The organism is Micromonospora sp. MW-13, assembly GCF_003434305.1.
In the GTDB taxonomy this organism is placed as follows: domain Bacteria; phylum Actinomycetota; class Actinomycetes; order Mycobacteriales; family Micromonosporaceae; genus Micromonospora.
Genome location: NZ_QKKX01000030.1, coordinates 125517 through 138858, shown reverse-complemented (window position 1 = coordinate 138858; position 13342 = coordinate 125517). Strand labels below are relative to the sequence as shown.

Sequence of the window (13342 nt, the reverse complement as noted above, 5' to 3'; positions counted from 1 at the left end):
GGGAGGTACCGCCATGAGCAGTGAGCCGACCAGCGCCACCGACGCCCGGCACCGGGTCACCGAGCTGATCCGTGAGGCGCGGATCTGCATGCTGACCACCATCGGCCTGGACGGGCGGCTGGTCAGCCGGCCGATGGGGCTACAGGCGGCAGAGTTCGACGGCGACCTGTGGTTCTTCGCCCACGCCGACTCGGCGAAGGTCCGCCAGCTCCGGGTCAACCCGGAGGTCAACGTCGGGTTCTCCGACCGGCGCAACGACGCCTGGGTCTCGCTGTCCGGCACCGCGCAGGAGGAGTACGACCGGGCCCGCGCCGAGCAGGTGTGGAACCCGTTGCTGAAAACCTGGTTCCCGGACGGGCTGGACACCCCCGGGCTGACGCTGATCAGGGTGCACGTCAGTTCCACGGAGTACTGGGACTCGGCGAGCAGCACCGTGGTCAACCTGCTCGGCTTCGCCAGGGCGGCGGGCACCGGCAAGCCGCCGAGGGCGGGGGGTGGCCAGGAGACGACCTGCTGAGCTGTGGGCGGCTGCCCGGGGCGCGCGGCCGGCGCGCAGGTACGACGGCTACAGTTCGCACTGACGGCCCGCCCCGGGCCGGCAATGGCGCCGATGGTCTGATCTGACACATATCCTGGGGCAAATCGGGCTTCACCTGATGCTCCAGGAGGATGAGCAGATCATGCGTATCGGCGTGCTCACCGGCGGCGGCGACTGCCCGGGTCTCAACGCGGTAATCCGGGCGGTGGTCCGCAAGGGCGTCGCCAGCTACGGTCACGAGTTCGTGGGCTTCAAGGACGGCTGGAAGGGTCCGCTGGAGGGCCTGTCCAAGCCCCTGGGCATCGCCGAGGTGCGGGGCATCCTGCCGCGCGGCGGCACCATCCTCGGCTCGTCCCGCACCAACCCGTTCAAGATCGAGAACGGCGTCGAGCGGATCAAGGAGAACCTCGCCGCGCAGGGCGTGGACGCGCTGATCGCGATCGGCGGCGAGGACACCCTCGGCGTCGCCACCAAGCTGCACGAGCTGGGCGTCAACGTCGTCGGCGTGCCGAAGACGATCGACAACGACCTCGGCGCGACCGACTACACCTTCGGCTTCGACACCGCCGTCAACATCGCCATGGAGGCGATCGACCGGCTGCACACCACGGCGGAGAGCCACCACCGCACCCTGGTCGTCGAGGTGATGGGCCGGCACGCCGGCTGGATCGCCCTGCACGCCGGCCTGGCCGGCGGCGCCAACGTCATCCTGCTGCCCGAGCGGCAGTTCGACGTCGAGCAGGTCGCCGGGTACGTCGAGAAGCGCTTCCAGCACCAGTACGCCCCGATCGTCGTGGTCGCCGAGGGCGCCCAGCCGCTCGACGGCCAGATGGTGCTGCACAACCAGGAGCTCGACTCGTTCGGCCACGTCCGCCTCGGCGGCATCGGCCAGTGGCTCGCCGAGCAGCTGGAGGCCAAGACCGGCAAGGAGGCCCGCACCGTCGTGCTGGGCCACATCCAGCGCGGTGGCACCCCGACCGCCTTCGACCGGGTGCTCGCCACCCGGCTCGGCCTCCAGGCGATCGACGCGGTGCACGAGGGCGACTGGGGCAAGATGGTCGCCATGCAGAGCACGGACATCGTCCGGGTGCCGCTGGCCGAGGCCACCCGCGAGCTGAAGACCGTGCCGCTGGAGCGGTACAACGAGGCCGAGGTCTTCTTCGGTAGCTGACGCCCACGCGGCGCGTGCGGCACCCCCTGCGGGTCGCCGCACGCGCCGCCGGGTGCCCCGCCGCGCCGGTCCAGGGCGTCCGCGGCGGGCGGCTACGCCCGGGGGGCGACACACCCTGGGACGACGCGAGGCGGGTAAGGGGGTACGGCCATGGCGGCGGGGAGACACATCGTTGCGGTGATCGGGGCCGGCAAGATCGGCGAGCTGATGCTCTCCGGGCTGCTGCGGTCCGGGTGGCCGGTGGAGCGGCTGCTCGCCACGGCGCGCCGGCCGAGCCGGGCCGAGGAGCTGACCGCCCGCTACGGCGTCCGGGTGGTCGACAACCTGACCGCGGTCGACGAGGCGGCGGTGCTGGCCGTCTCCGTGAAGCCGCAGGACGCCGCCGCCCTGCTCGACGAGATCGGGCCGAAGGTGCCGGCCGGCAAGCTGGTGATCTCGCTCTGCGCCGGCCTGCCCACCACCTTCTTCACCCGGCGGCTGCCCGAGGGCACCCCGGTGGTGCGGGTGATGACCAACACCCCGGCCCTGGTGGACGAGGCGATGAGTGCGATCTCGGCCGGCGCGCACGCCACCGGCGAGCACCTGGCCCTGGCCGAGGAGATGTTCTCCCCGCTCGGCGCGACCGTCCGGGTCCCCGAGTCCCAGCAGGACGCCGTGACCGCCCTTTCCGGCTCCGGGCCGGCGTACTTCTACCTGCTGGTCGAGGCGATGGTCGACGCCGGCATCCTGCTCGGCCTGCCCCGGCAGGTCGCCCACGAGCTGATCGTGCAGACCGCGATCGGCTCGGCGGTCATGCTGCGCGACTCCGGCGAGCACCCGGTCAAGCTGCGCGAGGCGGTCACCTCGCCCGCCGGCACCACCATCGCCGCCATCCGGGAGCTGGAGAACCACGGCGTCCGGGCGGCCATGCTCGCCGCGCTGGAGGCCGCCCGCGACCGGGCCCGGGAACTGGCCGCCCAGTCCGAGTAGCGCACCCGTCCCCGCCACGGTCCCGCCGGCGGACCGGCGGGACGCGTCACCCACCGCCGTGCCCCATACTGGCGCGGTGTTCACACTCGCCCAGGCGCGGTTCCTGGTGGCCACCCTGCGTCCCCGCATCGACGAGCTGATCCGGATCCGGGCCGACCTGGCCGAGCTACGCGCCGATCTCGCCGACGGGGGCCTGAGCCCGCTCGGCGGCCTGGCCGAGGTCAAGGCCCTGGAGGCCCGGCTGCACGGCGTCGTGGACGAGCTGCACGAGCACGACATCCAGGTCAAGGGCATCGCCCCGGTGCTGCTGGACTTCCCCGGCGAGCAGGCCGGCCGCCCGGTGCTGTGGTGCTGGCTGGAGGGCGACTCCGACGTGCGCTGGTACCACCGCGTCGAGTGCGGATTCGCCGGCCGCCGCCCGGTGTGAAACGGCGCCCTCCCGACGCCTGACCCCGACCGTGGCGGGAGGCCGGGCCGGGCCGGCGGCCAGGTGCGGCGCCGGTCGTGGCGGCGAGGGCGCGGGAGACTGAGCCCTGGGAACTGCCGACGCGCCGAGGGGCACCGGGGGTACGGTCCCAACATGATCATCGTGCGTCGAGCGGCCGTCGGGGACGCCTCCGAGATCGTCCGGCTGCGTGGCGTCATGCTGGCGGCGATGGCCGGGGCACCGCCCGCGCCCGGCCCCTGGCAGGAGGCGGCCCGGGAGACGCTGCGCGACCGGCTGGCCGAGCCGCAGGGCGCGATGGGCGTCTTCGTCGTCGACAAGCCGGATGGGCCAGGGGAGCTGGCCGCCGTCGCGGTGGGCACGATCGAGCGCCGGCTCGGCGGCCCGGACAACCCTGGCGGCCTGACCGGGTACGTCTTCAACGTCGTCACCGACCACGGCTACCGGCGGCGCGGGTACTCGCGGGCCTGCCTGGAGGCGCTGCTCGACTGGTACCGGAAGCGCGGCGTGGGCAAGATCGACCTGCGGGCGACGGCGGACGGTGAGCCGCTCTACCGGTCGCTGGGGTTCGTTCCCACCTCCGGCCGGACGCTGCGCCTGAGCCTGCCGCCGGCCGACTGACGGGCTCAGCGGCCGGTCCGAAGGTGACGCCTCAGCGGTTCGCTCACCAGGTGCCACGGGTGCTCCCCGGCCTCCGTCCCCGGCCGGAGGGCCGAGGTTTCCGTGAACTCCACGCCGGCCCCGGCGAGCAGCCGGACGTGTCCGGCGTACGACGGGTGCGCCGTCAGGCTCCCCTTGGCGTACGGGGAGACGAGGATCGGCAGACCCGACATGAGTAGCTCGTTGAGGATGCCGAGGGCGACGCTGTCGTTGATGCCGAGCGCCCACTTGTTGACGGTGTTGAAGGTCGCGGGGGCCACCAGGACGGCGTCGGCCTCGGGGTGCACGGCGGGATCTCCGGGCGACCGGGGCGTCCAGCGAACGGGGTGACCGGTCCGCTCGGCCAGGGCCTCCCGGTCGACCCAGGTGGCGGCCGTCGGCGTGGCGATCACGCACACCGTCCAACCGTCCCGCATCAGCAGCTCGACCAACCCGCCGATCCGCTGCGCCGGGGGAGCGGCGCACACCACCAGGTACAGGACCGGACGACCGGTCACGAGACCCGCTCACCCACACTGCGCTTCGCAGATCGGGTTGAGCCCGGAGAAGGAAGCCCGGATGTTGGCTGCTTGGCATGGTTTAGCTGAGCGGTGTTGCTGAGTACCAGAAAGGCGACGTGACGCACCGCATGGTGTTCCGGTATGGGGTCATTGGGGCTCACCCGCTGAACGTCGTTCACCTGCTGCCTCGCTGATCATTCGTCATCGGCCCTGCTGTGCAGTTCGTCGAAGATGTCGAGGCGAGGGCTTGCGGCACGGGGGCGACCGGTCACCTCTTCGAGGTACGCCCCGGCGAGCCGCTCTGGTTGGGCCCGCCGGCCGAGACCGGGCTGACCCTCCACCCGCGACCCCGCCGGGACCTGCTCCTGGTCGCCGGGGGCACCGGCCTCGCGCCGCTGCGCGCCCTCGTCGAGCAGGTCGCCGCCGCTCCGGACGGCCGCCGGGTCACCCTCGTCGTCGGGGCGCGCACCTTCGCCGACCTGTACGACGCGATCAGCCTGGACCGGCTCCAGCGCGCGTACGACTGGCTGACCCTCGTCCCGGCGTTCTCGCACGACGTCCTCGCCGGGCCGGCGGAGCGGGGCGACGCGCTCACCCTGGCCCTGGACCACCATGAGCCCGGGCAGGAGGTGTACGTGTGTGGGCCGCCGGCCATGCTCGCCGGCGCGCGGCTGCGGCTGCTGGCGGCGGGGATCCCCGCCGAGCGCGTCCACCTCCCCTCGGACGTGCGGTCGCCAGGGTGACCGGTGACCGGGCCGCTGCTGACCAGGGACGCCTGCCGCCGGGGCGGTGAGCAGGGGCCCCGGTCAGGCTCAGGCGTCGGCGTAGCGGCGGGCGGCGAGGGCGGCGCGCAGTCTCTCCGCGTCCACCCGGGCGGGGACGTCGAAGTCGCCCGCCGGGTCGGCCGCGTAGAACGCCGCGTACGCGGTGGTGTCCCGCTGGAAGCGCCAGCCCTCGGCGAGCGGCCCGACGTCTGCCGCGTCGTACCCGAGGGTGTCGAGGAACGCGGTGACGGCGGCCTTCGCCGCGGCGTCGTCGCCGGCGATCGGCAGGGCGCTGCGGTCGGCGGCGCCGGTCGGGCGGGCCAGGGCGAGCAGGGGCTTGAAGTAGATGTTGTTGAGGCCCTTGACCACGGTGGACTCCGGCAGGTGCCGCTGGAGCAGATCACTGGTGGTGGACTCGTCGTCCAACTCGGGGAGCCGCAGCGGGATGGTGACCACGACCAGGTCGCCGGCCGAACCCGGGCGGCCCGAGGGAAATTCCCGACCGATCCACTGGGTTATTTGGCGTCCTGCGACTCCGGCTCGGGCGTCCGGTGACTTCGGGCGCTTGTGGACCGAACCACCCCTATCCACCCCTGTAGGGGATCGGTGATCTTCCATTAGGACTGGATTCAGTGATATCTATCTTTCACTACCACTTCCCACCCCCAGGAGTGCGACGTGCGGAGATCCCGTCTCGTTACCTTCGCCGTGAGTGTCGCGGCGACCCTCGGCGCCACGCTCACGCTGGCCGTCCCCGCCCAGGCCTCGGCCAGCGACCGCTACGTCGCCCTCGGCGACTCGTACGCCTCCGGCGTCGGCGCCGACAGCTACACCGCCGAGAGTGGCGCGTGCAAGCGCAGCACAAACGCGTACTCGGCGCTCTACAACACCAACATCAAGCCCGCGTCGTACAAGTCGGTCGCCTGTTCCGGAGCGATCACCACGGACGTGATCAACAACCAGCTCTCCGCGCTGTCGTCGACCACCACGCTGGTCAGCATCACCATCGGCGGCAACGACGTCGGCTTCACCACGATCATGTCCACCTGCGTGCTCCAGGGCGAGAGCCAGTGCGTGGCCGCCGTGCAGGCCGCCGAGACCAAGGCGCGCACCGAGCTGCCCGGCAAGCTGGCCAACGTCTACAACGGCATCAAGGCCAAGGCGCCGTCGGCCCGGGTCGTGGTCGTCGGATACCCGGTCTTCTACCAGCTCGGCACGACCTGCGTCGGCCTCACCGCGACCTCCCGGACGAAGATCAACGAGGGCATCAACCTCGTGGACGACATCATCCGCACCGCCGCCACCTCGGCCGGCTTCAAGTTCGCCGACGTGCGGTCGGCCTTCGTCGGCCACCAGCTGTGCAGCTACGGCGAGAAGTGGATGCACGCCCTGAACTTCCTCAACCTCGGCATCTCGTACCACCCGACGGCGGCCGGTCAGGCCGGCGGCTACTACCCGGTGTTCCGCGCCGCGGCGGGCTGACCGGGCCGGCCCCGCGCCGGTGACCTTCGAGGCCGCGCGCCCACCTCGGGTGGGAGCGCGGCCTCGCGTGTGTTCCGGGCGCCTACCCGGTCGTCACGCCGGCAGCACCTTCTCGACCGCCGCGCGCAGGTTCGGGGAGTCCGGCGCGACGGTCGGGGCGAACCGGCCCGCCACCGTGCCGTCCGGCGCCACCAGGAACTTCTCGAAATTCCACCGTACGTCGCCGGTGTGCCCGTCCGGGTCCGGCGTGGACACGAGCTGCGCGTAGAGCGGGTGCCGGCCCGGGCCGTTGACGTCCACCTTCTCCGTCAGGGGGAAGGTCACCCCGTAGTTGACCTGGCAGAACTCGTCGATCTCGGCGGCGGTGCCCGGCTCCTGGCCGGCGAACTGGTTGCACGGCACGCCGAGCACCACCAGGCCCCGGTCGGCGTAGGTCTCGTGCAGGGCCTGGAGGCCGGCGTACTGCGGGGTGAGGCCACAGCGGGACGCCACGTTCACCACCAGCAGCGCCCGGCCCCGGTGGCGGGCGAGGTCGGCCGGGCCACCGGCCAGCGCGTCGATCTGGGTGTCGAAGACGGTCATCCGCCGAGGCTACCGACCGGCGGCGACGGCCGGGCGGATCCCCGTTTCCCGAGGATCGACGCATGTGCATCTTGACGAAGTGATGACGCCGTGAGTAGCGTCTCACCATCCTTTTGGAAAGTTTCCTAACTGTTTGGGGAGACGCCACATGAAGAGATCGCTCCGCCGGGCCCTCTGGGCCGGCGCCGTGGTCGCGATGACCGTCGCGGCGGTCCCGATGACCTCGGCGTTCGGCGCCGGAAGTGTGACCGCCACGTTCGCCAAGGCGCAGGACTGGGGGACCGGTCACGAGGCCCGGGTGACCGTTGCCAACGGCTCCGCCGCCAGCGTGGACACCTGGCGCATCGAGTTCGACCTGCCGGCCGGCACCACCATCAGCAGCTCCTGGGACGCCGACGTCACCAGCAGCGGCAACCACTACGTCGCGGTGAAGAAGAGCTGGGCCGGCCCGCTCCCCGCCGGGGCGAGCTTCAGCTGGGGCTACAACGGCACCGGGGCGTACAAGGCGCCGCTGAACTGCACCGTCAACGGCGCGCCGTGCGGCGGCGGCACCACCCCGACCACCAGCGCCCCGCCGCCGACCACGACCCCGCCGACCACCACCCCGCCGACCACCGCGCCCCCCACGACCCCGCCGCCGACCACCCCGCCGCCCGGCGGGGGCAAGAAGGTCGTCGGCTACTTCGCCGAGTGGGGCGTCTACGGCCGTAACTACCACGTCAAGAACATCCACACCAGCGGGTCCGCCGCGAAGCTGACCCACATCCTGTACGCCTTCGGCAACACCACCGGCGGTCGTTGCAGCATCGGCGACAGCTACGCCGACTACGAGAAGGCGTACACCGCCGCGGACAGCGTCGACGGCGTCGCCGACACCTGGGACCAGCCGCTGCGCGGCAGCTTCAACCAGCTCCGCAAGCTGAAGAAGATGTACCCGCACCTCAAGGTCATCTACTCCGTCGGCGGCTGGACCTGGTCGGGCGGCTTCACCCAGGCCGCGCAGAACCCGACCGCGTTCGCCGAGAGCTGCTACAACATGGTCGAGGACCCGCGCTGGGCGGACGTCTTCGACGGCATCGACGTCGACTGGGAGTACCCGAACGCCTGCGGCCTCACCTGTGACACCAGCGGCCCGAACGCCTTCAAGAACGTGGTCAGCGCGCTGCGGACCAAGTTCGGCTCCTCGGCGCTGGTCACCGCGGCCATCACCGCCGACGGCAGCACCGGTGGCAAGATCGACGCCACCGACTACGCCGGTGCCGCGCCGAACCTCAACTGGCTGATGCCGATGACGTACGACTTCTTCGGCGCCTGGGCGGCGCAGGGCCCCACCGCCCCGCACTCCCCGCTCACCTCGTACGCCGGCATCCCGCAGCAGGGCTTCTGGAGCGACGCGGCGATCCAGAAGCTCAAGAGCAAGGGCATCCCGTCCGACAAGCTGCTGCTCGGCATCGGCTTCTACGGCCGGGGCTGGACCGGGGTCACCCAGGCCGCCCCGGGCGGCACCGCCACCGGCGCGGCCCCGGGCACCTACGAGGCCGGCATCGAGGACTACAAGGTCCTCAAGAACACCTGCCCGGCCACCGGCACCGTCGCCGGCACCGCGTACGCCAAGTGCGGCAGCAACTGGTGGAGCTACGACACCCCGTCCACCATCGGCGGCAAGATGACGTACGCGAAGAACCAGGGCCTCGGTGGCGCGTTCTTCTGGGAGCTCTCCGGCGACACGACCAACGGTGAGCTGATCGGCGCCATCAAGGGCGGTCTCGGCTGAGCCGAAGGCCGACGCAACACCCACCCGGCGGGGAGGGACCGCGCACCGGTCCCTCCCCGCCCGCTCGTGGCGCCTGGCCCTCGTCGCCGCCTCCCGCGCGGCAGGCCCGCGCCGGCGCCCCAGCCCGCCTTCGCCCCCACCCGGCCCGGTGCCCCATCCGCCCCCCGCCCCCACCCGGCCCGCCGGCCCCCGTGGCGCACCGGGTGCGCGGCGGGTCCGGGGCGGTGTGTCAGACTCGCGCATCGGCACCTGCCCGTGCCGGGTCGAGGGGAGGGACGGATGGCTGTGGCTCATTCCAGGGCGGCGCTCGTCGCGGCGCTCGCGCTCCTGCCGTTCACCCTGCTCGGCTGCGGGCTCGGCGGTGCCGACGAGAAGGCGGCGGAGCAGCCCGGCCGGGCGCCCGCCGAGGAGGCGGCCACCAAGGCCCGCGAGCGGGTGCAGGCGTACCTCGACGCGATGATCGCCAAGGACGTCGCAGCCGGACGCAGTCAGCTCTGCGCCCCCGCCCAGGGGAGCTTCGACTCCGCCGCCACCGGCCCGAACGGCGACTTCGCCGACCACTTCACCGTGACGGAGGCGGCCATCACCGACGTCCGCCCGGGCGCGGCCGGGCAGGAGGTCAGCACGTCGGTCACCGTCACCGTCGGCACCCGCGAGGCCACCCGGCCGCTGCTGTTCACCGTCACCCGCAGCGGCGCCGACTGGTGCGTCGCGGGGGAGGCGCCGGGCGGCCACACCCCCGGGCCGTCGGTCACCCCCTGACGCCGACCCCCACGGGCCGGGACCTCCCAACTGCCGGAACCGTCACCCTCGCCGCCGGGGCCCTCCGGCGGTCGCCGTACGCTTTCTGTCATGCGCCATGAGTGGCATCAGCTGAGCCATCCCGAGGTGGGCAGCCCCGGCCTACAGACCAGCCGTCCGACCGTCGACTCCGCCGAGGACGCCGCCCTCGGCCTGGACCGCTGGCGGGACCTGCCCCGGGCGCAGATCCCGCCGTGGCCGGACCCGGCGGCGGTCGCCGAGGTCTGCAAGGTGCTCGACACCGTGCCGTCGGTCGTCGCGCCCTACGAGGTCGACCAGCTCCGGCAGCGCCTCGCGCTGGTCTGCGAGGGCAAGGCGTTCCTGCTCCAGGGCGGCGACTGCGCGGAGACCTTCGTCGACAACACCGAGAGTCACCTGCTGGCCAACGCCCGCACCCTGCTCCAGATGGCGATCGTGCTCACCTACGGCGCTTCCCTGCCGGTGATCAAGGTCGCCCGGGTCGCCGGGCAGTACACCAAGCCCCGGTCGCTGCCGACCGACGCGCGGGGCCTGCCGGCCTACCGCGGCGACCTGATCAACTCGCTGGAGGCCACGCCGGAGGCGCGGGTCGCCGACCCGCAGCGCATGATCCGGGCGTACGCGAACTCGGCCGCCGCGATGAACATGCTCCGGGCGTACCTGGCCGGTGGGCTGGCCGACCTGCACGCGGTGCACGACTGGAACAAGGGCTTCGTCAAGAGCTCCCCGGCCGGCGAGCGCTACGAGGCGATCGCCCGGGAGATCGACCGGGCGCTGGCCTTCATCAACGCCTGCGGGATGACCGAGGACGACGCGCTGCGCACCGTCACCCTCTACTGCTCCCATGAGGCCCTCGCGCTGGAGTACGACCGGGCGCTCACCCGGGTCTCCGGCAGCCGCGCGTACGGCCTGTCCGGGCACTTCCTCTGGATCGGCGAGCGCACCCGGCAGATCGACGGCGCGCACATCGACTACATCTCCCGCATCGCCAACCCGATCGGCGTGAAGCTCGGCCCGACCACCACCCCGGACGAGGCGATCGAGCTCTGCGAGAAGCTCAACCCGGAGAACATCCCCGGCCGGCTGACCCTGATCAGCCGGATGGGCAACCACCGGGTCCGCGACACCCTGCCGCCGATCGTGGCGAAGGTCACCGCCGCCGGCGCGAAGGTCGTCTGGCAGTGCGACCCGATGCACGGCAACACCCACGAGTCGTCCAACGGCTACAAGACCCGGCACTTCGACCGGATCGTCGACGAGGTGCTCGGCTACTTCGAGGTGCACCGGGGCCTGGAGACCCACCCGGGCGGCCTGCACGTCGAGCTGACCGGCGAGGACGTCACCGAGTGCCTCGGCGGTGCCCAGGGCATCGAGGACCTCGACCTGCCCGACCGGTACGAGACAGCCTGCGACCCGCGGCTGAACACCCAGCAGTCGCTGGAGCTGGCTTTCCTGGTGGCGGAGATGCTCCGTGGCTGACGCGAGGAGTGAGCTTGCGAGCCCCGCAGTCGGCGGCCGAAGGGACGACTGTGGCTGACGCGAGGAGTGAGCTTGCGAGCCCCGCAGTCGGCGGCCGAAGGGACAACCGTGGCTGACCCACTCATCGACCTGCGGTCGGACACCGTGACCCGGCCTACCGCCGGGATGCGGGAGGCGATGGCCACCGCCGAGGTCGGCGACGACGTCTACGGCGAGGACCCGACGGTCAACGCCCTGGAGGCCGAGGTCGCCGCCCTGTTCGGGCACGAGGCGGCGCTGTTCGCCCCGACCGGGTCGATGGCCAACCAGATCGCCCTGCAACTGGTGGTGCCGCCCGGCGACGAGCTGCTCTGCGACGCCGACGCGCACATCGTCACGTACGAGATCGGCGCGGCGGCGGCGTACGGCGGGATCTCGTCGCGGACGTGGCCGGCGGTCGGCGCGGACGTCGACCCCGACCTGGTCGCCGGCATGGTCCGGCCGGACGGCTACTTCGCGGTGCCGACCCGGGCGATCGCCGTGGAGCAGACCCACAACCGGGGCGGCGGCGGGGTGATCCCGCTGGCCACCCTGCGCGAGCTGCGCCGGGTCGCCGACGCCAACGGGCTGGCCCTGCACTGCGACGGCGCCCGGATCTGGCACGCCCACGTCGCCGACGGCGTGCCGCTGGCCGCCTACGGCGCCCTGTTCGACACCATGTCGGTCTGCCTGTCCAAGGGCCTCGGCGCGCCGGTCGGCTCGCTCGTCGTCGGCAGCGCGGAGAAGATCGAGCGGGCCCGGTTCGTCCGCAAGCGGATGGGCGGCGGGATGCGCCAGGCCGGCGTGCTCGCCGCTGCCGGCAGGTACGCCCTGGCGCACCACGTCGAGCGGCTCGCCGACGACCACGCGAAGGCTGCCCGGCTGGCCGAGGCGGTCGCCCCGTTCGGGGTGCTCGCCTCGGCGGTGCGGACGAACATCGTCCCGCTGGACCTGACGAAGTCCCCGCTCGACGCACGGGGCCTGGCCGCCGCCGCCCGCGCCGAGGGCGTACTGATCTCGGTCCTCGGCCCGCGTTCCGCCCGCCTGGTCACCCACCTGGACGTCGACGACACCGCCATCACCCAAGCCACCCAAACCCTGACAAAGATCCTCCGCCCCTAACCCCCACCCCACCCCCACCGGCCATCGCAAACTTGCATGCCGGCACCGCCCACGGCCCAGGCGACGTCCGCCGGGCGTACGAGGCGATGGCTAACGTGTGGTCGGCATATGGCTACCAGGACGCCCCCATCGAGGTACTGCGAATGCTCGTCAACGCAACCGAGATCGGCTACATGGCCGCGCTCAACGACATCCGGGGCGGGGACCTCGACGGCGACATCCTCCAATGGCGCCCAGACCTGGCCGAGCAGTAGCCCATGATTCAGCTACCTCGCTGGCTCCGAGGCCAACCCCGGTTTCCCCTGACGATCGTCGGACACGGCCGCGCCCACCACGCGCACCTGCCCGCCAAACTCCCGGCAGCGATCCACAGGCTAACGGCTCGACGTCGGCCGCATCGAGGATTGCCGTCGTCCACCAGGACGGCGGCCTGATCTAACTACGTTCGGTGACCGCATGACGGAGGGATGCGCGCGGATCGCGGCTAGATCCGTTAGCAGGGCGGACGAGTTACGCGGCACCGGGATGTCGACGTCGTCGTCGAGGTGGTGCCGGCCGTATTGGTCAGGCGGGCTCCCCCAACCTCGATACGGTCGAGGCGGCTGCGACGGCCCCAGACGGGTGGTCCCCGGCGGGGCGAGGCTCCCCGTGCACGTGTGGGTCCAGTCCTCGCCGAGGCCGAGCACGTACGCGAACGACGTGTCGAGCGCCATGGTGTCCAACTGGGCGGTCGGTCCGTCGCTCGTGCCGGGCAACGCCGCGCCGGCCGGCGACGCCACCCAACTGACCTCGACGCCGCCGGGCAGCATGAACATCCGCGAATGTGCCAGATCCCACCGCCCAAACGCGACATCGATCGCCCCAGCCAGTTCGACGAGGGTGTGCCGGCGGCTTGCTGGGTGTAGGGGTGATGCCGTCATGGGCCGTCCGCCGCGTGCCGCGCACGCTCGGCGTGCAGGCCGGCCACCCTGCAGATGTCCCCGGACAACATGAGGTCGGGAACCTCGGCCTTGCCAACCTTTTACCGCCTGACCTCGTAGACCTCGGCGATCGTTCTG

At 72.2% G+C, this 13342-nt stretch carries 15 protein-coding genes; 11 read left to right on the top strand and 4 right to left on the bottom strand.

Features of this window, described 5'->3' with window-relative positions:
• The first annotated feature begins 13 nt into the window (after nt 1-13).
• The 5 genes from C5N14_RS16250 (at nt 14) to C5N14_RS16230 (ending at nt 3744) form a co-directional block, all read left to right on the top strand.
• A complete protein-coding gene (locus C5N14_RS16250) occupies nt 14-517 on the top strand; it encodes a pyridoxamine 5'-phosphate oxidase family protein (RefSeq protein ID WP_117668927.1) in 504 nt (167 codons plus the stop codon).
• A gap of 163 nt (nt 518-680) precedes the next feature.
• The gene (locus tag C5N14_RS16245) at nt 681-1709 is read left to right on the top strand and encodes a 6-phosphofructokinase (RefSeq protein ID WP_117668926.1); all 1029 of its coding nucleotides are present in this window, start codon (nt 681-683) and stop codon (nt 1707-1709) included.
• 150 nt (nt 1710-1859) lie between these two features.
• On the top strand, nt 1860-2678 hold the full coding sequence (gene proC, locus C5N14_RS16240; RefSeq protein ID WP_117668925.1) for a pyrroline-5-carboxylate reductase: 819 nt from the start codon (nt 1860-1862) through the stop codon (nt 2676-2678).
• Between the two features lie 76 nt (nt 2679-2754).
• Nucleotides 2755-3105: a DUF2203 domain-containing protein gene (locus C5N14_RS16235; RefSeq protein ID WP_117668924.1), complete on the top strand. Its 351-nt coding sequence runs from the start codon at nt 2755-2757 to the stop codon at nt 3103-3105.
• Nucleotides 3106-3258: 153 nt separating this feature from the next.
• Entirely contained in the window at nt 3259-3744 is a 486-nt protein-coding gene (locus C5N14_RS16230; protein WP_117668923.1) for a GNAT family N-acetyltransferase, read from the top strand.
• A 5-nt stretch (nt 3745-3749) separates the two neighbouring features.
• Here C5N14_RS16230 and C5N14_RS16225 read toward each other — a convergent pair whose 3' ends face one another.
• Complete coding sequence (locus tag C5N14_RS16225) at nt 3750-4280, bottom strand: flavoprotein (protein ID WP_117668922.1); 531 nt, start codon at nt 4278-4280, stop codon at nt 3750-3752.
• Nucleotides 4281-4498: 218 nt separating this feature from the next.
• On the opposite strand from C5N14_RS16225, the gene C5N14_RS16220 reads away from it, so the two are divergent.
• On the top strand, nt 4499-5026 hold the full coding sequence (locus tag C5N14_RS16220) for a hypothetical protein (RefSeq protein WP_243639659.1): 528 nt from the start codon (nt 4499-4501) through the stop codon (nt 5024-5026).
• A gap of 69 nt (nt 5027-5095) precedes the next feature.
• On the opposite strand, the gene C5N14_RS16215 is transcribed toward C5N14_RS16220, so the two are convergent.
• A complete protein-coding gene (locus tag C5N14_RS16215; RefSeq protein ID WP_207892758.1) occupies nt 5096-5503 on the bottom strand; it encodes a hypothetical protein in 408 nt (135 codons plus the stop codon).
• Between the two features lie 222 nt (nt 5504-5725).
• On the opposite strand from C5N14_RS16215, the gene C5N14_RS16210 reads away from it, so the two are divergent.
• Nucleotides 5726-6529 (top strand): SGNH/GDSL hydrolase family protein, encoded by an 804-nt coding sequence (locus C5N14_RS16210; protein ID WP_117668920.1) that lies wholly within the window; start codon nt 5726-5728, stop codon nt 6527-6529.
• A 93-nt stretch (nt 6530-6622) separates the two neighbouring features.
• On the opposite strand, the gene C5N14_RS16205 is transcribed toward C5N14_RS16210, so the two are convergent.
• Nucleotides 6623-7111, bottom strand: coding sequence for a glutathione peroxidase (locus C5N14_RS16205; RefSeq protein WP_117668919.1), 489 nt, complete (start codon nt 7109-7111; stop codon nt 6623-6625).
• 148 nt (nt 7112-7259) lie between these two features.
• Between C5N14_RS16205 and C5N14_RS16200 the strand changes: the two genes are divergently transcribed.
• The 4 genes from C5N14_RS16200 to C5N14_RS16185 all read left to right on the top strand — a co-directional run bounded on the left by C5N14_RS16200 (nt 7260) and on the right by C5N14_RS16185 (nt 12284).
• Nucleotides 7260-8885 (top strand): glycosyl hydrolase family 18 protein, encoded by a 1626-nt coding sequence (locus C5N14_RS16200; protein WP_117668918.1) that lies wholly within the window; start codon nt 7260-7262, stop codon nt 8883-8885.
• 279 nt (nt 8886-9164) lie between these two features.
• The gene (locus C5N14_RS16195; RefSeq protein WP_117668917.1) at nt 9165-9647 is read left to right on the top strand and encodes a hypothetical protein; all 483 of its coding nucleotides are present in this window, start codon (nt 9165-9167) and stop codon (nt 9645-9647) included.
• A 90-nt stretch (nt 9648-9737) separates the two neighbouring features.
• A complete protein-coding gene (locus C5N14_RS16190) occupies nt 9738-11144 on the top strand; it encodes a class II 3-deoxy-7-phosphoheptulonate synthase (protein ID WP_117668916.1) in 1407 nt (468 codons plus the stop codon).
• A gap of 108 nt (nt 11145-11252) precedes the next feature.
• Nucleotides 11253-12284 carry a low specificity L-threonine aldolase gene (locus C5N14_RS16185; protein WP_117668915.1) on the top strand — a complete coding sequence of 344 codons (1032 nt, stop codon included), beginning with the start codon at nt 11253-11255 and terminating at the stop codon, nt 12282-12284.
• A 374-nt stretch (nt 12285-12658) separates the two neighbouring features.
• Here the strand turns inward: C5N14_RS16185 and C5N14_RS31775 are convergent, their stop codons facing one another.
• Nucleotides 12659-13099 carry a hypothetical protein gene (locus tag C5N14_RS31775; RefSeq protein WP_128763591.1) on the bottom strand — a complete coding sequence of 147 codons (441 nt, stop codon included), beginning with the start codon at nt 13097-13099 and terminating at the stop codon, nt 12659-12661.
• Nucleotides 13100-13342: the final 243 nt, after the last annotated feature.

Excerpts from the sequence above, each read along its gene's own strand:
- C5N14_RS16250 (WP_117668927.1), top strand. The coding sequence starts at position 14 with ATGAGCAGTGAGCCGACCAGCGCCACCGACGCCCGGCACCGGGTCACC.
- C5N14_RS16245 (WP_117668926.1), top strand. The coding sequence starts at position 681 with ATGCGTATCGGCGTGCTCACCGGCGGCGGCGACTGCCCGGGTCTCAAC.
- proC (WP_117668925.1), top strand. The coding sequence starts at position 1,860 with ATGGCGGCGGGGAGACACATCGTTGCGGTGATCGGGGCCGGCAAGATC.
- C5N14_RS16230 (WP_117668923.1), top strand. The coding sequence starts at position 3,259 with ATGATCATCGTGCGTCGAGCGGCCGTCGGGGACGCCTCCGAGATCGTC.
- C5N14_RS16205 (WP_117668919.1), bottom strand. The coding sequence starts at position 7,111 with ATGACCGTCTTCGACACCCAGATCGACGCGCTGGCCGGTGGCCCGGCC.
- C5N14_RS16200 (WP_117668918.1), top strand. The coding sequence starts at position 7,260 with ATGAAGAGATCGCTCCGCCGGGCCCTCTGGGCCGGCGCCGTGGTCGCG.
- C5N14_RS16195 (WP_117668917.1), top strand. The coding sequence starts at position 9,165 with ATGGCTGTGGCTCATTCCAGGGCGGCGCTCGTCGCGGCGCTCGCGCTC.
- C5N14_RS16190 (WP_117668916.1), top strand. The coding sequence starts at position 9,738 with ATGCGCCATGAGTGGCATCAGCTGAGCCATCCCGAGGTGGGCAGCCCC.
- C5N14_RS31775 (WP_128763591.1), bottom strand. The coding sequence starts at position 13,099 with ATGTTCATGCTGCCCGGCGGCGTCGAGGTCAGTTGGGTGGCGTCGCCG.